This is a genomic window from Pseudomonas sp. GZD-209, from assembly GCF_049310485.1.
GTDB lineage: Bacteria > Pseudomonadota > Gammaproteobacteria > Pseudomonadales > Pseudomonadaceae > Aquipseudomonas > Aquipseudomonas sichuanensis.
Genome location: NZ_JBMOWQ010000221.1, coordinates 24,778 through 43,468, shown reverse-complemented (window position 1 = coordinate 43,468; position 18,691 = coordinate 24,778). Strand labels below are relative to the sequence as shown.

At 64.8% G+C, this 18,691-nt stretch carries 19 protein-coding genes; 16 read left to right on the top strand and 3 right to left on the bottom strand.

All coding sequences use genetic code 11. The features are described 5' to 3' along the window. Positions 1–84 precede the first annotated feature (84 nt). From ACO6VM_RS22535 to ACO6VM_RS22525, 3 genes are all read left to right on the top strand, one after another. Entirely contained in the window at positions 85–708 is a 624-nt protein-coding gene (locus ACO6VM_RS22535) for a glutathione S-transferase (protein ID WP_401057836.1), read from the top strand. Between the two features lie 135 nt (positions 709–843). After that, entirely contained in the window at positions 844–1,776 is a 933-nt protein-coding gene (locus ACO6VM_RS22530) for an ABC transporter ATP-binding protein (protein WP_125463213.1), read from the top strand. Further along, the gene (locus ACO6VM_RS22525; protein WP_125463214.1) at positions 1,773–2,552 is read left to right on the top strand and encodes an ABC transporter permease; all 780 of its coding nucleotides are present in this window, start codon (positions 1,773–1,775) and stop codon (positions 2,550–2,552) included. Before ACO6VM_RS22530 ends, ACO6VM_RS22525 begins: the two co-directional genes overlap by 4 nt. Here the strand turns inward: ACO6VM_RS22525 and ACO6VM_RS22520 are convergent. Beyond that, positions 2,436–3,062 (bottom strand): DUF2062 domain-containing protein, encoded by a 627-nt coding sequence (locus ACO6VM_RS22520; RefSeq protein WP_157966878.1) that lies wholly within the window; start codon positions 3,060–3,062, stop codon positions 2,436–2,438. The two genes, ACO6VM_RS22525 and ACO6VM_RS22520, sit on opposite strands and share 117 nt — an antisense overlap. A gap of 144 nt (positions 3,063–3,206) precedes the next feature. Between ACO6VM_RS22520 and ACO6VM_RS22515 the strand changes: the two genes are divergently transcribed. The 8 genes from ACO6VM_RS22515 (at position 3,207) to murB (ending at position 10,380) form a co-directional block, all read left to right on the top strand. Then, positions 3,207–5,426 carry a DNA internalization-related competence protein ComEC/Rec2 gene (locus ACO6VM_RS22515; protein WP_401057839.1) on the top strand — a complete coding sequence of 740 codons (2,220 nt, stop codon included), beginning with the start codon at positions 3,207–3,209 and terminating at the stop codon, positions 5,424–5,426. A gap of 416 nt (positions 5,427–5,842) precedes the next feature. Further along, positions 5,843–6,478, top strand: coding sequence for a MotA/TolQ/ExbB proton channel family protein (locus ACO6VM_RS22510; RefSeq protein WP_390967753.1), 636 nt, complete (start codon positions 5,843–5,845; stop codon positions 6,476–6,478). Beyond that, on the top strand, positions 6,475–6,909 hold the full coding sequence (locus tag ACO6VM_RS22505) for an ExbD/TolR family protein (protein WP_125463217.1): 435 nt from the start codon (positions 6,475–6,477) through the stop codon (positions 6,907–6,909). Before ACO6VM_RS22510 ends, ACO6VM_RS22505 begins: the two co-directional genes overlap by 4 nt. Beyond that, on the top strand, positions 6,909–7,913 hold the full coding sequence (gene lpxK / locus ACO6VM_RS22500; protein ID WP_401057842.1) for a tetraacyldisaccharide 4'-kinase: 1,005 nt from the start codon (positions 6,909–6,911) through the stop codon (positions 7,911–7,913). Before ACO6VM_RS22505 ends, lpxK begins: the two co-directional genes overlap by 1 nt. Before the next feature lie 40 nt (positions 7,914–7,953). Next, entirely contained in the window at positions 7,954–8,139 is a 186-nt protein-coding gene (locus ACO6VM_RS22495) for a Trm112 family protein (protein WP_125463219.1), read from the top strand. Beyond that, positions 8,136–8,900, top strand: coding sequence for a 3-deoxy-manno-octulosonate cytidylyltransferase (gene kdsB, locus ACO6VM_RS22490; RefSeq protein ID WP_422403568.1), 765 nt, complete (start codon positions 8,136–8,138; stop codon positions 8,898–8,900). Before ACO6VM_RS22495 ends, kdsB begins: the two co-directional genes overlap by 4 nt. After that, positions 8,900–9,364, top strand: coding sequence for a low molecular weight protein-tyrosine-phosphatase (locus ACO6VM_RS22485; protein WP_401057846.1), 465 nt, complete (start codon positions 8,900–8,902; stop codon positions 9,362–9,364). Before kdsB ends, ACO6VM_RS22485 begins: the two co-directional genes overlap by 1 nt. Then, the gene (murB, locus tag ACO6VM_RS22480; RefSeq protein ID WP_401057848.1) at positions 9,361–10,380 is read left to right on the top strand and encodes a UDP-N-acetylmuramate dehydrogenase; all 1,020 of its coding nucleotides are present in this window, start codon (positions 9,361–9,363) and stop codon (positions 10,378–10,380) included. The genes ACO6VM_RS22485 and murB overlap by 4 nt, the downstream gene beginning before the upstream one ends. A 151-nt stretch (positions 10,381–10,531) precedes the next feature. On the opposite strand, the gene rne is transcribed toward murB, so the two are convergent. Beyond that, entirely contained in the window at positions 10,532–13,762 is a 3,231-nt protein-coding gene (gene rne / locus ACO6VM_RS22475) for a ribonuclease E (protein ID WP_422403567.1), read from the bottom strand. Positions 13,763–14,570: 808 nt separating this feature from the next. Between rne and rluC the strand changes: the two genes are divergently transcribed. From rluC to sppA, 3 genes are read left to right on the top strand one after another with little or no spacing between them, the layout of a single operon-like run. After that, positions 14,571–15,527: a 23S rRNA pseudouridine(955/2504/2580) synthase RluC gene (rluC, locus tag ACO6VM_RS22470; RefSeq protein ID WP_390967757.1), complete on the top strand. Its 957-nt coding sequence runs from the start codon at positions 14,571–14,573 to the stop codon at positions 15,525–15,527. 3 nt (positions 15,528–15,530) lie between these two features. Beyond that, entirely contained in the window at positions 15,531–16,211 is a 681-nt protein-coding gene (locus tag ACO6VM_RS22465; RefSeq protein WP_401057852.1) for an HAD family hydrolase, read from the top strand. 2 nt (positions 16,212–16,213) lie between these two features. Then, positions 16,214–17,197 (top strand): signal peptide peptidase SppA, encoded by a 984-nt coding sequence (gene sppA, locus ACO6VM_RS22460; RefSeq protein ID WP_125857894.1) that lies wholly within the window; start codon positions 16,214–16,216, stop codon positions 17,195–17,197. Positions 17,198–17,290: 93 nt separating this feature from the next. Here sppA and ACO6VM_RS22455 read toward each other — a convergent pair whose 3' ends face one another. After that, entirely contained in the window at positions 17,291–17,869 is a 579-nt protein-coding gene (locus ACO6VM_RS22455) for a Maf family protein (protein WP_401057854.1), read from the bottom strand. 95 nt (positions 17,870–17,964) lie between these two features. On the opposite strand from ACO6VM_RS22455, the gene ACO6VM_RS22450 reads away from it, so the two are divergent. Beyond that, positions 17,965–18,492 carry a YceD family protein gene (locus ACO6VM_RS22450; protein ID WP_401057856.1) on the top strand — a complete coding sequence of 176 codons (528 nt, stop codon included), beginning with the start codon at positions 17,965–17,967 and terminating at the stop codon, positions 18,490–18,492. A 13-nt stretch (positions 18,493–18,505) separates the two neighbouring features. Next, on the top strand, positions 18,506–18,688 hold the full coding sequence (gene rpmF, locus ACO6VM_RS22445; protein ID WP_008096416.1) for a 50S ribosomal protein L32: 183 nt from the start codon (positions 18,506–18,508) through the stop codon (positions 18,686–18,688). Positions 18,689–18,691 lie beyond the last annotated feature (3 nt).

The following is an 18,691-nucleotide window of genomic DNA, read 5'->3' as shown; positions in this document are numbered from 1 at the left end:
CCCCGCGATAGGGCCCTCACACCCCCACACAACGCCCAAGCCTGGAGTAGACTGTCCCCCTCCCGCATTCATAAGGACATCGCCATGCTGAAGATCTGGGGCCGCAAGAATTCGAGCAATGTGCGCAAGGCGCTGTGGATCGCCCACGAACTGGGCCTGAACTTTGAATCCATCGACGCTGGCGGCGCCTTCGGCGTGGTCAACGAACCGCACTACCGGGCCCTCAACCCCAACGGCCTGGTACCAATGCTCGAAGACGGCGACCTGGTGCTGTGGGAGTCCAACGCCATCGTCCGCTACTTGTGCGCCGAGTACGGCGAGGAGCAGGGCTGGTACCTCGATGACCCACGCCAGCGAGCCCTGGCGGACAAGTGGATGGACTGGACCACCTCGTCCTTCGCCACCCCGTTCCGCCCGCTGTTCTGGGGCCTGCTGCGCACCCCCGAAGATCAGCGCGACTGGGTGGCGATCAACGCCGCGCACAAGCAGTGCGCCCAGTTGCTGGCCATCGCCGACGAAACCCTGGCCAAACAGCCCTACCTGTCCGGTGAGCAGATCGGCATGGGCGACATCCCCCTGGGCAGCTTCATCTACGCCTGGTTCGAAATGCCCATCGAACGCCCGGCCATGTACCACCTCGAAGCCTGGTACGAGCGCCTGAAACAGCGCCCGGCCTACCAGGCGGCGGTGATGACCGCCCTGACGTGACGCCACTTCGATAGTCATTATCAATAGATGTGACTGTACTTGTGCGGCCGGCCCTTGCACCATGGCCGCACTCACTGCGCCAGTGACTTTGCCTGGCGTGTCCTGAACCATTCTTTATCCGGTACGTGACCCGCTATGAGTTCCGCCCTGTCCATCCGACAGCTGACCAAGACCTACGGCAACGGCTTCCAGGCCCTCAAGGGCATCGACCTGGACGTCGCCGAAGGCGACTTCTTCGCCTTGCTGGGCCCCAACGGCGCCGGCAAGTCCACCACCATCGGCATCCTCTCCACCCTGGTGAACAAGACCAGTGGCACGGTCAACGTGTTCGGCCACGACCTGGACCGCGAGCCGGCTGCGCTCAAGCGCTGCCTGGGCGTGGTGCCCCAGGAGTTCAACTTCAACCAGTTCGAGAAGACCTTCGACATCGTCGTCACGCAAGCGGGCTACTACGGCATCCCGCCGAAGCTGGCCAAGGAGCGTGCCGAGCAGTATCTGACCCAACTGGGGCTGTGGGACAAGCGTGACGTGCAGTCACGCTCGCTGTCCGGGGGCATGAAGCGCCGCCTGATGATTGCCCGGGCGCTGATCCACGAACCGCGCCTGCTGATCCTCGACGAGCCGACCGCGGGGGTGGACATCGAGCTGCGCCGTTCGATGTGGAGCTTCCTCACCGAGCTCAACCAGAAGGGCATCACCATCATCCTCACCACCCACTACCTCGAAGAGGCCGAGCAGCTGTGCCGCAACATCGGCATCATCGACCACGGCACCATCGTCGAGAACACCAGCATGCGCCAGCTGCTGGGCAAGCTGCATGTCGAGACCTTCGTGCTCGACCTCAAGCACGACCTGCCCGCTGCGCCTGAGCTGCAGGGCTACCCGTGCCGGCTGATCACCCCGCACACCCTGGAAGTGCAGGTGGAGAAGGAGATCGGCATCACCGCGCTGTTCGGCCAGCTGGCGCTGAAGAACATCGAGGTGCAGAGCCTGCGCAACAAGACCAACCGACTCGAGGAGTTGTTCGTGTCCCTGGTGGAAAAAAATCTGTCGAAGGTGGCCGTATGAGTGTGGAGCTGCGCACCAACTGGGTGGCCCTGAACACCATCGTCTACCGCGAAGTGCGGCGCTTCTTGCGCATCTGGCCGCAGACCCTGCTGCCGCCGGCGATCACCATGGTGTTGTACTTCGTGATCTTCGGTAACCTGATTGGCCGGCAGATCGGCGACATGGGTGGCTTCACCTACATGGAGTACATCGTGCCGGGGCTGATCATGATGTCGGTGATCACCAACTCGTACGGCAACGTGGTGTCGAGCTTCTTCGGCAGCAAGTTCCAGCGCTCCATCGAAGAGCTGATGGTGTCGCCGGTGTCGCCGCACATCATCCTGGTCGGCTACGTATTGGGCGGTGTGCTGCGTGGCTTGGCGGTGGGGGTGATCGTCACGATCCTGTCGCTGTTCTTCACCCACTTGCAGGTGCATCACCTGGGCGTGACCGTGGTGGTGGTGTTGCTGACCGCGACCATCTTCTCGCTGCTGGGCTTCGTCAACGCGGTGTTCGCGCGCAATTTCGATGATATCTCGATCATCCCGACCTTCGTGTTGACGCCGCTGACCTACCTGGGCGGGGTGTTCTACTCGATCACCCTGCTGCCGCCGTTCTGGCAGACCGTGTCGTTGGCCAACCCGGTGCTGCACATGGTCAACTCGTTCCGCTACGGCATCCTAGGGGTGTCGGACATCAGCATTGGCACCGCGATCACCTTCATGCTGGTGGCTACCGCGCTGCTCTACCTGCTGTGCATCCGCCTGCTGGTCAGCGGCCGCGGCATGCGGGCGTAGGCAGCGGCACTGGCGCCGGCGCCATTGCCGGCCCACCCACCAGCGCCAGTAGAACTGGGTGGTGAAGTAGGCGAGCACGCCAAGCACCACCCCGCACACCACCGAGCCCAGCAGGAAGGGTTGCCAGAGCGTTGCCAGCTGGTCGGTGACCCAGTCGACGGTGATCTCTTCGGGCAGCGTGCGCGGCGGTACCTGCATCAGCCAGGCGCCGGTCATGTAGGTGACGAAGAACACCGGTGGCATGGTCAGCGGGTTGGTCAGCCACACCAGGCTCACCGCGATGGGCAGGTTGCCGCGTACCGGGATCGCCAGGGCGGCGGCCAGCAGCATCTGCATGGGGATGGGGATCAACGCCGCGAACAGCCCGACGCCCATGGCCCGCGCCACCGAGTGACGGTTGAGGTGCCAGAGGTTGGGGTCGTGGAGCAGCTTGCCGAAAAAGCGTAACGACTTGTGCTCCCTGATGCTGGTCGGGTCCGGCATGTAGCGTTTGAACAGACGGCGCGGCATGTGGGCTCCCGGCGGGGTTGAAGGGCGTCAGTATGCCTTGATTGAATCGCAGCCTCGTTCAGAGTTTGTGACAATTGTTTAGCAAGATTTCCCTCTTGATCAGCTAAGCCTCAGGGGCGTTTTTCGCTTCTGGAGCTCTATCTCATGCGCACAGGGATGCTTGCGCTCGTGCTCGGGCTGTTGAGCCTGCGCTTTCTGCCTGCTCTGCCACCGGTCGGGTGGTTGCTTGCACTGCTATTGCTGGGGCTGGCCTGCCTGCGTACGCGGGGCTGGCCGCTTGGCTGTTACCTGTTGGGGCTGTGCTGGGCGTGCTGGTCGGCGCAGCAGGCACTGGATGATCGGCTGGCCGTGGCACTGGACGGGCGCACCTTGTGGCTGGAGGGGCGGGTGGTCGGCCTGCCGGCGCGCACCGAGCACGGTGTGCGCTTCGAGCTGGAGCAGGCCAGTTCGCGTCGGGCCGAGTTGTCGCAGCGGTTACAACTGAGCTGGTTCGATGGCCCGGAGTTGCGCGCCGGGGAGCGCTGGCGGCTGGCGGTCAACTTGCGGCGCCCGCATGGGTTGCTCAACCCCCATGGCCCGGACCGCGAGGCTACCTTGCTGGCGCGCCGGATCGGCGCGACCGGCACGGTCAAGGCGGGTGAGCGGCTGGGCGCTCCCGCCCACGACTGGCGCGACGGCATCCGCCAACGCTTGCTGGCGGTGGATGCCCATGGGCGTGAAGCGGCCCTGGCGGCGCTGGTGCTGGGCGATGGCGCGGGGCTGGCGCGCCAGGACTGGCAGGCGCTGCAAGCCACCGGCACGGTCCATCTGCTGGTGATCTCCGGGCAGCATATCGGGCTGCTGGCCGGGTTGGTCTATGGCGGGGTGGCCGGGCTGGCCCGCTTGGGCGTGTGGCCGCGACGCCTGCCTTGGTTGCCCTGGGCCTGCGGTCTGGCCATGGGGGCGGCGCTGCTGTATGGCTGGCTGGCGGGTTTTGGCGTGCCGGTACAGCGTGCCTGCCTGATGCTGGCGGTGGTGCTGCTGTGGCGCCTGCGCTTTCGCCAGTTGGGCGTGGGGCTGCCCTTGTTGCTGGCGCTGCTGGGGGTGTTGCTGGTCGAGCCGCTGGCCAGCCTGCTGCCGGGCTTCTGGCTATCGTTCGCCGCCGTGGCGGTGCTGGCGCTGTGTTTTTCCGCCCGGCTGGGCGCCTGGCGGCCTTGGCAGGCCTGGACGCGGGCGCAATGGGTGATCGCCGTGGGCCTGCTGCCGGTGCTGCTGGCGCTGGGCCTGCCGATCAGCCTTACGGCGCCGCTGGCCAACCTGCTGGCGGTGCCGTGGCTGAGCCTGGCTGTGCTGCCCTTGGCCTTGCTCGGTACCGCGCTGTTGCCGCTGCCCTGGTTGGGGGAGGGGCTGTTGTGGCTGGCGGGCGCTTCGCTGCACGGCCTGTTTGGCTGGCTTGCCCTGGTGGCAGGGCTTGTGCCGGCGTGGATCGCCGAGCCACTGCCGCTGTGGGCTGGGCTGCTGGTGGGACTTGGTGCGTTGCTGGTGCTGTTGCCTCGGGGCGTGCCCTTGCGTGTGCCGGGTGCGGTCCTGATGCTGGCCCTGTGGGCGCCACGTGAGCAGGTGCCGCATGGCCAGGTCGAAGTCTGGCAGCTGGACGTTGGCCAAGGGCTGGCGGTGTTGCTGCGCACTCGCCAGCACAGCCTGTTGTATGACGCCGGCCCCGCGATGGGGGCAAGCGACCTGGGCGAAAGCGTGGTGCTGCCGACCTTGCGCAAGCTCGGGGTGCGGCAGCTGGACCTGATGCTGATCAGCCATGCCCATGCCGACCATGCCGGGGGCGCCGTAGCCGTTCATCGTGGGCTGCCGGTGAAACGGGTGCTGGCCGGTGAAGCGACGGCGTTGGCGGCAGGCTTGCACGGCCAGCCCTGCAAGAGTGGCGAGCGCTGGCAGTGGGATGGTGTCGACTTTGAACTCTGGCATTGGCCGGCCGGGCCCAACAGCAACGAGCGGTCCTGTGTGCTGCGGGTCGAGGCCAATGGCGAGCGGCTGCTGCTGGCAGGCGACATGGAGGCCGGGGCCGAGCGGGCCTGGCTGGCTGCGACGGAGGATCCGCGTATCGACTGGCTGCAGTCGCCGCACCATGGCAGCCGCACGTCGTCCAGCGAGGCGCTCATCAGGGCCATGGCCCCGCGCGGGGTGTTGATATCGCGTGGGCGGCACAATGGGTTCGGGCATCCTCATCCGCAGGTGATCGAGCGCTATCGGCGGCAGGGTATGAGCATTCATGACACGGCCTTGGAGGGCGCACTGCGGTTGCTGTTAGGGGACCATGGTGGGGTGGAGGGCGCGCGGGGGCGGCGGCGGTTCTGGCGCGATCAGGAATGAATATTTGCTGGATGTTTGGAGTGCATGCCTTGGGTGTTGTGGTGGGGCACAAATCGAGCGCCGCCCGCGCGGCGCATCGCGGGGCAAGCCCGCTCCCACATCTGTTTCGGGCCAATGAGTCCTGTGAAAGTACCGCTGCCCGCCTTGGCGCATGTCTTGAGTCATGTGAAGCAGCGTTAGCGACCACGCCAGAACCGCGCCGTGCCAACAAGGCGGACCAGGTTATGGCACAGAAGAGACTGGCCCGAAACAAATGTGGGAGCGGGCTTGCCCCGCGATGCGCCGCGCGGGCGGCGCTCGATTTGCGCCACCCCGCAACTCCCAAGTCGAACCCTACGATTTCCCTGACCTCCGGCAGATGAGCCCCCCGCGTGCGTATGGTAGAGTGGCGGCCTTTTTCCGAGGGGATGCTTACTGTGTGGGAATTGGTCAAGTCCGGTGGCTGGATGATGGTGCCGATCATCCTGAGTTCCATCGTTGCCATGGCAATCGTCGTCGAGCGCCTGTGGACCCTGCGCGCCAGCCGTGTCACCCCGCCGCACCTGCTGGGCCAGGTGTGGATGTGGATCAAGGACAAGCAACTCACCAGTGACAAGCTCAAGGCCCTGCGCGCCGACTCGCCGCTGGGCGAGATCCTCGCCGCCGGCCTGGCCAACTCGCGCCATGGCCGCGAGATCATGAAAGAGTGCATCGAGGAAGCCGCTTCGCGGGTCATCCACGAGCTGGAACGCTATATCAGCACCCTCGGCACCATTGCCGCCATGGCCCCGTTGCTCGGCCTGCTGGGCACGGTGCTGGGCATGATCGACATCTTCAGCGCCTTCATGGGCTCGCAGATGACCGCCAACGCCGCAGTACTCGCCGGGGGTATTTCCAAGGCGCTGGTGACCACGGCCGCCGGCCTGATGGTCGGTATCCCGGCGGTGTTCTTCCACCGTTTCCTGCTGCGCCGCATCGATGAGCTGGTGGTGGGCATGGAGCAGGAAGCGATCAAACTGGTGGAGGTGTTGCAGGGCGACCGTGAAGTGGAAGTGGCCGGAGGCAAGGCGTGAAGTTCCGGCGCAACCGTCAGCGCGAGAACGTCGACATCAACCTGGCGTCGTTGATCGACGTGGTGTTCGTGCTGCTGCTGTTCTTCGTGGTCACCACCACCTTCACCCGTGAGACGCAACTGCGCGTCGAACTACCCGAGGCCGCCAGTGCCGAGCAGGCGCCGGCCGACCAGGGCAAACTGGTGGAAATCTCCATCAGCGCCGAGGGTGTGTATTCGGTGAACAATCACCTGCTGCCCAAGAGCGACCTGGACACCCTGACCGAGGCGATCGAGAAGGAATCCGGCGGTGACATCACCCTGCCGCTGGCGATCAGCGCCGACGGCAAGACCCCGCACCAGGCTGTGATCACCGCAATGGATGCGGCCGGCAAGCTCGGCTTCAGCAAGTTGCGCATGACCACCGTCGAGGCTGCGCAGGGTAAACCCTGATGGCCTTCGCCGATCGCCTGCTCGCCGCCTGGTACAACGGTCATCCAGCCCTGGCCCTGCTACGCCCGCTGGAGGCGCTGTACCGCCGGGTGGTGATGCGCAAGCGCGCGCGCTTCCTCAGTGGTGAGAGCGCCAGCTACCGGGCTCCGGTGCCAGTGATAGTAGTGGGCAACATTACCGTTGGCGGCACCGGCAAGACCCCGATGATCCTCTGGCTGATCGAGCACTGCCGAAAGCGTGGGCTCAAGGTGGGCGTGGTCAGCCGTGGTTATGGCGCCAAGCCGCCTGAATACCCCTGGCGCGTCGCCGCCGAGCAGAGCGCCGAACAGGCCGGCGACGAGCCGTTGCTGATCGTCCAGCGTACCGGCGTGCCGCTGATGATCGACCCCGACCGTTCCCGCGCCGTGCAGGCGCTGCTGGCCAGCGATGCGCCCGACCTGATCCTCTGCGATGACGGTATGCAGCACTATCGCCTGGCCCGTGACCTGGAGCTGGTGCTGATCGACGCCGCCCGTGGCCTGGGCAACCGCCGCTGCCTGCCCGCCGGGCCGCTGCGCGAGCCGGCCGAGCGCCTGCACGAGGCCGACGCGGTGTTGTTCAATGGCGCCGCGGCCGACCGTGACCAAGGCTTCGCGTTTCGCCTGCAACCCACCGCGCTGATCAACCTGCGCAGCGGCGAGCGCCGTGACCTTGACTTGTTTCCTGCGGGCCAGGCGCTGCATGCCGTGGCCGGCATCGGCAACCCGCAACGTTTCTTCAATACCCTGCAGGGGCTAAACTGGCAGCCGCTGCCGCACCCGTTCGCCGACCATGCGCCGTACAGCCGTGAGCTGCTGTCGTTCAGCCCGCCGCTGCCGCTGGTGATGACCGAGAAGGATGCGGTGAAGTGCCGGCCCTTCGCCGCCGACGACTGGTGGTACCTGGCGGTCGATGCGCTGCCTTCGGCGGCCTTTGCCGCCTGGTTCGACGCACAGCTGGACCGCCTGCTGCCCGGTCGCCCCTGAGCCTTTTTCATTTTCCGGCCACTGGCCTCAAGGAAACCCCATGGACACCAAACTGCTCGATATCCTGGCTTGCCCGATCACCAAGGGCCCGCTCAAGCTCAGCGCCGACAAGACCGAGCTGATCAGCAAGGGCGCGGGCCTGGCCTACCCGATCCGCGACGGCATCCCGGTGATGCTGGAAACCGAAGCGCGCACCCTGACCGATGAAGAGCGCCTGGACAAATGAGCCTGGATTTCACCGTGGTGATCCCCGCCCGGCTGCGCTCCACGCGCCTGCCGGGCAAGCCGCTGCTGGCGATTGCCGGCAAGCCGATGGTCCAGCATGTGTGGGAGCAGGCGCGCAAGAGTGGCGCCAAGCGCGTGGTCATCGCCACCGACGATGCCAGCATCGTCGAGGCCTGCCAGGCGTTCGGCGCCGAGGTGCTGCTGACCCGCGCCGACCATGAGTCGGGCACCGATCGCCTGGCCGAAGTTGCCGCCCAGCTCGGGCTGGCGGCCGATGCCATCGTGGTCAACGTGCAAGGTGACGAGCCGCTGATCCCGCCGGTGATCATCGACCAGGTGGCGGCCAACCTCGCCGCGCACCCCGAAGCTGGCATCGCGACGCTGGCCGAGCCGATCCACGAGCCGGAAACCCTGTTCAACCCCAACGCGGTCAAGGTTGCCAGCGACAAGAACGGCCTGGCGCTGACCTTCAGCCGTGCACCTTTGCCCTGGGCCCGCGATGCCTTTGCCAAGGCGCGTGACGTGCTGCCCGAGGGTGTGCCGTACCGTCGCCATATCGGCATGTATGCCTACCGCGTCGGTTTCCTCCAGGACTTCGTCGGCTGGGGCCCATGCTGGCTCGAGCAGACCGAGGCGTTGGAGCAGCTGCGCGCGCTGTGGCATGGCGTGCGTATTCACGTGGCCGATGCCATCGAAGCCCCGGCCGTGGGCGTCGACACCCCTGAAGACCTGGAGCGCGTGCGGCGCTTGCTGGAGGCCTGATGCGCGTTCTGTTCGTCTGCCTCGGCAATATCTGCCGTTCGCCCACTGCCGAAGGCGTATTGCGCCACCAGCTGGAGGCCGCAGGCCTGGCTGACCAGGTGCAGGTGGCGTCTGCCGGCACCGGTGACTGGCATGTGGGCAAGGCCCCCGACAGCCGTACCTGCAAGGCCGCGCTGGCGCGTGGCTACGACCTGTCGCGCCAGCGCGCTCAGCAGGTCAAGGCGGCGCATTTCGCTGAATACGACCTGATCCTGGCCATGGACAACAGCAACCTGGCCAACCTCAAGGCGCTGCGCCCGCACAACGCCAAGGGCGAGCTGGACCTGTTCCTGCGCCGCTACGGCGCGGCGCTGGATGAAGTGCCCGACCCCTATTACGGCGGTGCCGAAGGTTTCGAGCAGGTCCTGGACCTGATCGAGGCGGCCTGCCGCGAGCTGGTAGTGGAAATCAAGGGGCGGTTATGACGGTGGCGTGGCAGCAACAGGTATCGCTCAAGCCCTACAACACCTTCGGCATCGATGTGCGTGCGCGTTACTTCACCCAGGCCCATGACGATGACGAAGCCCGTCAGGCCCTGGCCGAGGCCGCCGAGCGGCAGGTGCCGGTGCTGGTGATCGGCGGTGGCAGCAACCTGCTGCTGACCCGCGACATCGACGCCTTGGTGCTGCACATGGCCAGCCGTGGCCGGCGCCTGCTCAGCGATGACGGCGAGCGGGTGGTGGTGGAGGCCGAGGCCGGTGAGCCCTGGCATCCCTTCGTGCAGTGGACCCTGGCTCAAGGCCTGAGCGGGCTGGAGAATCTCAGCCTGATCCCTGGCACCGTGGGGGCCGCGCCGATGCAGAACGTCGGTGCCTATGGGGTCGAGATCAAGGACGTGTTCGCCGGCCTGACCGCGCTCGACCGAGAGACCGGCGAGCTGCGCGATTTCACGCTGCAGGAGTGCGCGTTCGGCTACCGGGACAGCCTGTTCAAGCGCAACCCCGGGCGTTGGTTGATCCTGCGCGTACGTTTTGCCCTGGACCGGACGTTGCGGGCGCACCTGGATTACGGCCCGGTGCGTCAGCGTTTGACCGAGCAGGGCGTCGGGCAGCCGACTGCCCAGGCCATCAGTGATGCGATCTGCAGCATTCGCCAGGAGAAGCTGCCGGACCCGGCCGAGCTGGGCAATGCCGGGAGCTTCTTCAAGAACCCGGTGGTGACGGTGGAGCTGGCAGACAAGATTCGTAGCGCTTACCCGACCGTGGTGGCTTATCCGCAGGCCGGTGGCCAGGTGAAACTGGCGGCGGGTTGGTTGATCGAGCAGGCGGGGTGGAAGGGCCACCGTGATGGCGACGCCGGCGTACACCGCTTGCAGTCGTTGGTATTGGTGAACTATGGCCAGGCGAGCGGGGCGCAGATGTATGCGCTGGCGCAGAGGATCCAGGCGGATATCCTTGAACGGTTCGGCGTGGAGTTGGAGATGGAGCCGAACCTGTACTGACGCAATCGCGGGGCAAGCCCGCTCCCACGGGCGGCGGTGCGCCGCTGCGACTTGCCCCGCGATCACCGGCGAAGCCGGTGCCAAGTTTTCCCGGCAATGAAAAAGCCCCGCCAGTTCGCACTGGCGGGGCTTTTTCATTCAGCGACCGGAATCAACCGTGATGAGGCTTGTGCTCGTCTTCGGTGGTTTCCAGGGCTGGAGCGGCCTGGGCGGCAGCCAGGGCAGCAGCGGCTGCTTCGGCTTCGCGCTTGCGGCGGCGTACTTCACGCGGGTCGTTCGGCGCGCGGCCGTTCGCCAGCATGACAGGGGCCGGCTCGACAACAGCTTCGACTTCGGCAGGTGCCTGCTCGGCAACCACTGGAGCCGGTTCGGCAGCTGGTGCTTCGACCACTTCAGCTTGTGCTTCAACAGCCTGGGCCTCGACGGCCGGAGCCGCTTCGAAGGCAACCGGAGCCTGAACTTCAGCCGCTTCGGCGACCGGCGCTGGTTCGATCTCGGCGGCTGCCACTGCTGGAGCCTCCACGACCGGTTCAGCTTCGATCACGACAGCCACCTGCTCGGCAACCGCTTCTTCGATCACTGGCTGTGGTGCCAACTCAACAGCAGGCTCGAAGCTCGGCTCGGCGGCAACTACGGGCTCGCTGACCGGCTGCTCGACCACTGGAGCGATCGCGATGGCCTCGGCTTGCTCGGCAACCTGGACCACTTCGCTGTTTTCAGCCTGGGCTTCGGCGACAACGGCGCTGGCGCGTTCGGCCTGCTCGTTGGCCTGGGCTTCGGCGTCGGCGCTGATGTTGCTGGTGGCGACGGCGGCGGTGACAGCGATGCCGGCGGCCAGTTCGGCACCCAGGGCGGTGGCCTGGTGCTGTTGTGGCTGCTGCTCTTCGCCGGCTTCGTCGTCGCCGCCTTCGATCAGCTCGCCATCGGCATTGCGCTGACGTTCACGGCGGTTGCTGCGACGGCGCTGGCCGCGGGAGCGACGGCGCGGACGCTCGCCATCGGCGCCTTCCTGCTCGTCCTGCAGCAGCTCTTCGTTCGGCAGTTGCTCCTCGTTCAGCTCGGCAGCCTGTTCGGCAACCTGCTCGTCAGGGCGCGGCTGGCGCTCTTCACGCGGCGGACGTGGTTGGCGCTCTTCGCGTGGTGCACGTTCTTCACGTGGTGCGCGTTCTTCACGCGGTGCACGCTCTTCACGTGGTGCGCGTTCTTCACGCGGAGCACGCTCTTCACGTGGTGCACGTTCTTCGCGTGGAGCGCGCTCTTCACGGGCTACGCGTTCTTCACGCGGTGCACGCTCTTCACGCGGCTGGCGCTCATCGCGGGCAGCCGGTGCGGCGTCCAGCGGGTCGCGCAGTTCGCGTACACGTTCTTCACGGTTGCCACGGCGGTCATCACGCGGCTGGCGTGGTGCGCGTTCTTCACGCGGCGCACGCTCTTCACGTGGGGCGCGCTCCTCGCGAGGGGCACGCTCTTCGCGTGGCTGGCGCTCTTCACGCGGGGCACGCTCGGCGCGTTCCTCACGCGGCTTGCGCTCCTCGTCGCGACGGCCATTGCGGTTGCGGCTCTGCTGGCGACCGTTGCGGCGCTCCTCGTTGCGCGGCGTGCGCTCGGCGGCCGGCTTCTCGGTGGTGGCGACCGGGGCGGCGACAGGCTCTTCCTTGCCGGCAAACAGGCTGACCAGCGACTTCACCAGGCCTTTGAACAGGCTTGGCTCTGGCACGCTAGGGGCGGCTGCGGCTACCGGTGCTGCGGCAGGCTGTGCTTCTTCTGTGCTCGGTACGGGAGCGTTGGCGCGGGCCGGAGCAGTCTTGACCGCGGCTTCCTGGCGAACCAGGGTGCGGGTGGCGGTCGGCTGCGGCGCTTCTTCGGTTTCGGTGGCTGCGATCTCGTAGCTGGACTGGTTGTTCAGCACTTCCGGGTTGTCGTCGCGCAGGCGCTGGACTTCGAAGTGCGGCGTTTCCAGGTGATCGTTCGGCAGGATGATGATGCGCGCGCGAGTGCGCAGTTCGATCTTGGTGATCGAGTTGCGTTTCTCGTTGAGCAGGAAGGCAGCGACCGGGATCGGGACCTGGGCACGTACCTCGGCGGTACGGTCTTTCAGCGCTTCTTCTTCGATCAGGCGCAGGATGGCCAGCGACAGCGACTCGACGTCACGGATGATGCCGGTGCCGGAGCAGCGTGGGCAGACGATGCCGCTGCTTTCACCCAGCGATGGGCGCAGACGCTGACGGGACATTTCCAGCAGGCCGAAACGCGAGATGCGGCCAACCTGCACGCGGGCGCGGTCGGCCTCCAGGCATTCACGCACGCGCTCTTCGACGGCGCGCTGGTTCTTGGCCGGGGTCATGTCGATGAAGTCGATGACGATCAGGCCGCCGATGTCACGCAGGCGCAGCTGGCGGGCGATTTCTTCGGCCGCTTCCAGGTTGGTCTGCAGGGCGGTTTCTTCGATGTCGCTGCCTTTGGTGGCGCGCGCCGAGTTGATGTCGATGGACACCAGGGCTTCGGTCGGGTCGATGACGATCGAGCCGCCGGACGGCAGGTCGACAACGCGCTGGAAGGCGGTTTCGATCTGGCTTTCGATCTGGAAGCGGTTGAACAGCGGGACGCTGTCTTCGTACAGCTTGACCTTGCTGGCGTACTGCGGCATCACCTGGCGGATAAAGGTCAGGGCTTCTTCCTGGGCGTCGATGCTGTCGATCAGCACTTCGCCGATGTCCTGGCGCAGGTAGTCGCGGATCGCGCGGATGATGACGTTGCTTTCCTGGTAGATCAGGAACGGCGCGGTGCGGTCCAGCGAGGCTTCCTTGATGGCGGTCCACAGCTGCAGCAGGTAGTCGAGGTCCCACTGCATTTCTTCGCTGCTGCGGCCAAGGCCGGCGGTGCGCACGATCAGGCCCATGTCGCCTGGAACGGTCAGGCCGTTGAGGGCTTCACGCAGTTCGTTGCGCTCTTCGCCTTCGATGCGGCGGGAGATGCCGCCGGCACGCGGGTTGTTTGGCATCAGCACCAGGTAACGGCCAGCCAGGCTGATGAAGGTGGTCAGGGCGGCGCCTTTGTTGCCGCGCTCTTCCTTCTCGACCTGGACGATGACTTCCTGGCCTTCGCTCAGTACTTCCTTGATGTTGACCCGGCCTTCGGGGGTCTTCTTGAAGTATTCGCGGGAAATTTCCTTGAGTGGCAGGAAGCCGTGACGTTCGGAACCGAAGTCTACGAAGGCGGCTTCGAGGCTTGGCTCGATGCGGGTGATCTTGCCTTTGTAGATGTTGGCCTTTTTCTGCTCGCGCGCGCCGGACTCGATGTCCAGGTCGTAGAGGCGTTGGCCGTCTACCAGGGCTACACGCAACTCTTCGGGTTGAGTTGCGTTAATCAGCATTCTTTTCATGTTGTACCGTCGGTTTCCGGGCTGCCGGAAACGGCGTTCGGCACACACGACGTATCGGGGTCGGTGCCAAGGTGCGCAAAGGGTGGCGGGCCACCCCCGTGTCGAGCAACGTTCGGCACCAGCCGGTTGCCCAGCCTGCCGTTGTCGCGACGACGCGTCCTGTTCGCTGTGGTGTCAACGAGCCCCTTAGGTGTTCGAATCGACGTTCATCGATAGCCGAATCAGCCAGACAGGCCTCGTGCACTCATGACAGGAGGAGGAATCAACCGTCAGCCGTGGACGCCGCTAGAGCGTCTGTTCAGGACCTTATCCGCTCATCGCCCGTTCAGTGGGGCGGTGGCCGGACGCGGTGCTACACGGTCCGAGGGCTGTGCATCTCCACCCTGCACGTATCCCTGATAATTCGGGTGCTGCCGCGCGCTGAATCCGCAACGGGTTGCATTTTTCGTCAGCGCGGGTACCGCGCTGGCGCCATTTATGTCCAAGGCAGGTATTTCCGAAGCATTCGCCGGGCGTTACGTGGAAGCGACTGGCGGGCAGAGGTGCGGCGAAAAAGGTTCGGTAAGCAGGTGGAACACCGCGCTTGTCGTTTTTCTTCGGTCTTCTCTACACAGCGCTGGTGGCGATTCCAGGCATTTGTTTAAACTGGCGAAAACCCCGTAGGACGGCCTCGCGTCCTGGAGAATTGCGAAGGTCAGGAACCGGCGTAGAGCCTGGTATCACTGGCCTGCCGCTTTTGGCGGCGTTCGCGACTATAGCAGTTATGATTAAGTGCTTCAATTCCATAAAAAATTGTTATGATCCCGCCATGACGACCAATACCCCTCCGACTTCCGGCGTACAGCTGATCGAAGTCGCGCCGGAGCTTGCCGGCCAACGCATCGACAATTTCCTCATCACGGCCCTCAAGGGCGTGCCCAAAACCTTGGTCTACCGCATCCTGCGCAAGGGTGAGGTGCGGGTCAACAAAGGGCGGATCAAACCGGAATACAAGCTGCAGGCTGGCGATATCGTCCGCGTGCCGCCTGTGCGCCTGCCTGAACGCGACGAGCCAGCGCCTGTGGCCCAGGGGCTGCTGCAGCGCCTGGAAGCCGCCATCGTCTATGAAGACAAGGCGCTGATCGTGATGAACAAGCCATCCGGCATTGCCGTGCATGGCGGCAGTGGTTTGAGTTTCGGGGTGATCGAGGCGCTGCGTCAGTTGCGCCCTGATGCCAAGGAACTGGAGCTGGTGCATCGCCTGGATCGCGACACTTCCGGCCTGCTGATGATCGCCAAGAAGCGCAGCATGCTGCGCCACCTGCATGCCGCCCTGCGCGGCGATGGCGTGGACAAGCGCTACATGGCGCTGGTGCGCGGCCATTGGCCGACCGCGAAGAAGCAGGTCAACGCGCCGTTGCTCAAGAGCAACCTGCGCTCGGGCGAGCGCATGGTCGAGGTGAATGACGAAGGCAAGGAGGCGTTGACGATGTTCCGCGTGCTGCGCCGTTTCGGCGAGTTCGCCACCATCGTCGAGGCCCGGCCGATTACCGGCCGCACCCACCAGATTCGTGTGCACGCCCTGCATGCCGGGCACATGATCGCCGGTGACAGCAAATACGGTGATGAAGATTTCAGCCGCGAGATTCGCGAGCTGGGCGGCAAGCGCCTGTTCCTGCATGCCTATCAGCTCACGGTGCCGCTGCCTGACGGCGGCGAGCTCAAGCTCGAGGCGCCGGTGGATGAAGTGTGGGCCAAGACCGTGGAGCGCCTGAGCGCGACCTGACCTATGAACAAGCGTTACGAGTTGCTGATCTTCGACTGGGACGGCACCTTGGCCGACTCCATCGGGCGTATCGTCGAGGCCATGAATGTGGCGGCCGGCCGTGCCGGTGAGGCGCCAAGCAGCGATGAGGCCATCAAAGGCATCATCGGCCTGGCATTGGATGAGGCGATCGCCACGCTGTACCCGCACCTGGATACCGTGCAGGTGCAAGCTTTCCGTCAGCATTACGCCGATGTCTACACGGCGCTGGATCAGCAGCCTTCGCCGCTGTTCGAGGGGGTGGTCGAATCCCTCGAGGCTTTCCGTGCCGAGGGCTATCGCCTGGCGGTGGCCACCGGCAAGGCGCGTCGCGGGCTGGATCGGGTGCTCAAGGCCAATGGCTGGGAAGGCTACTTCGATATCACTCGCGGCGCCGACGAGACCCGTGGCAAGCCGCACCCGTTGATGCTCGAAGAAATCCTCGCCCATTGCCGGGTCGAACCCGGGCGGGCGCTGATGGTCGGCGATTCGGCATTCGACCTGCAGATGGCCAGCAATGCAGGCATGCACTCGGTGGCGGTCGGCTATGGCGCGATGCCGCTGCAGGCCTTGGCCGAGTTCGGGCCGCAAGTGTGCATCGAGCATTTCTCTCAATTGCGCGAATGGCTGGCGAGTGGCGCGCAACTCAATTTCCAGGGTAGGTGAGCATGGCTGACGAGTGGAAAGCACCCGAGTCTGAAGACAACGAAGAGCGCAAGAGCTGGAAGCTGCTGGAAAAGACGCTGCTGGCAGGCGTCCAGGAGCAGCGTCGGGCGCGGCGTTGGGGCATCTTTTTCAAGTTGCTGACCTTCGTCTACCTGTTCGGCATGCTGGTCCTGTTCACGCCGCTGATGGACGTGGACAAGGCTGCGTCACGCAGTGCCAGCCACACGGCGCTGGTCGAAGTGCGCGGGGTGATCGCCGATCAGGAGCCGGCTGGCGCCGACAATATCGTCAAGAGCTTGCGTGAAGCATTCAAGGACTCGAAAACCAAGGGTGTGGTGCTGCGTATCAACAGTCCGGGCGGCAGCCCGGTGCAGTCGGGCTATATCTATGACGAAATTCGCCGCCTGCGCGCCGAATACCCAGCCATCAAGCTGTATGCGGTGATTACCGATCTGGGTGCCTCCGGCGCTTATTACATCGCCAGTGCCGCCGATGAGATCTATGCCGACAAGGCCAGTCTGGTCGGCTCTATTGGCGTGACGGCCGCCGGTTATGGCTTCGTCGGCACCATGGACAAGCTGGGCGTCGAGCGTCGCACCTACACCGCGGGTGAGCACAAGGCCTTCCTCGACCCGTTCTCGCCGCAGAAGCCGGAAGAGACCGCGTTCTGGCAGGGGGTGCTGGATACCACGCATCGCCAGTTCATCGCCATGGTCAAGCAGGGAAGGGGCGAGCGCCTGAAGGACAAGGATCATCCTGAGTTGTTCAGTGGTTTGATCTGGTCTGGCGAGCAGGCCAAGGAGCTGGGCCTGGTGGATGGCCTGGGCAGTGCCAGCTATGTGGCTCGCGAGATCATCGGTGAGAAGGAGCTGGTGGATTTCACCGTGCAGGAGTCGCCGTTCGATCGTTTCTCCAAGCGTATCGGTGCCAGTGTGGCCGAGCGGCTGGCCATGTACATGGGCTTCCAGGGGCCTTCGTTGCGTTGATCTGAAATCGGCGTGACATTCATCGCGGGGCAAGCCCGCTCCCACAGGTCGCATATCGATCTCGTGGGAGCGGGCTTGCTCCGCGATGCGTTCTCAAGGCACCTGCACGCCTTCCTTGTGCAGCATGTCCACCAAGCGAATCAGCGGCAGCCCGATCAGGCTCGTGGCATCGCAGCCATGGGTGCTCTGGAACAGGCTCACCCCCAGCCCCTCCGCTTTGAAGCTGCCTGCGCAATCCAGCGGCTGCTCGGCCTGCACGTAACGCTCCACACGCTCCCGATCCAGTTCGCGCATGGTCACCGTGAATGGCACGCAATCGACCTGGCACTGGCCGCTGGCGCTGTTGAGCAGTGCCAGGCCGGTGAGGAAGGTGACCTGCTGGCCGCTCGCTTCCAGCAGTTGCTCGCAGGCGCGCTCGAAGGTGTGAGGTTTGCCGAGGATCTGCTCGCCGAGCACCGCTACCTGGTCAGAGCCGATGATCAGGTGCCCCGGATAGCGGCCTGCGAGCGCTTCGGCTTTTTGCCGGGCCAGGCGGCGAACCAGTTCGACGGCGGGCTCATCGGCCAGCCGCTGCTCGTCTAGATCGGGGCTTGCCCAGCTGAAGGGCAGGCGCAGGCGGGCGAGCAGTTCACGCCGGTAGGGGGAGCTCGAAGCCAGTAACAGAGGAAGCATGATAGACTCCTGGTCAATTGCCTCGAATTCTAACATGCGAGATGTGCCGAATTTCCTTTGACAGGGAGGGGGTGCATCCCTAGAATGCTGCGCCTATGTTGAATGACCCGATTCCACCTCACGTTGACCCGCGCAAATTAGCCGATCGAGGCGTAACCCTTAGTGGTTCGCTGCAACTCGCTGATTTGGAAAGACTCTGCGACCCGCTTTCCGACACTGTCGGTATGGTGCAGGCGAAGTTCGATTTTGAACGAGACGAACAGAAAGTTGTGGTTATCCACAGCGAGCTGGATGTCGAAGTCAAAATGGTTTGCCAGCGTTGTCTTGAGCTGGTCACCCTTCCAATCCACAGCGAATCTACTTACGCCGTGGTGAAGGAGGGTGCGAATACCCAGTCGTTGCCGAAAGGCTATGACGTGCTGGAACTGGGCGAAGATCCTTTGGATCTGCAGGCCCTGGTCGAGGAAGAGCTGCTGCTTGCCCTGCCGATCGTGCCTGCTCATCATCCGGAAGAATGCCAGCAGCCGGCGGGCGCAGATGAGCCCGAACCGAGCAAGGACGAGGTATCGCGGTCCAACCCGTTCAGTGTATTGGCGCAGTTAAAGCGTGACCCAAACGTTTAGGAGTTAATCAATTATGGCTGTTCAGCAGAACAAAAAATCCCGCTCTGCCCGTGACATGCGCCGTTCGCACGACGCCCTGTCGGAAAACGCCCTGTCGGTAGAGAAGAGCACCGGTGAAGTACACCTGCGTCACCACGTTTCGCCAGAAGGCGTATACCGTGGTCGCAAAGTGATCGACAAGGGCGCTGACGAGTAATCC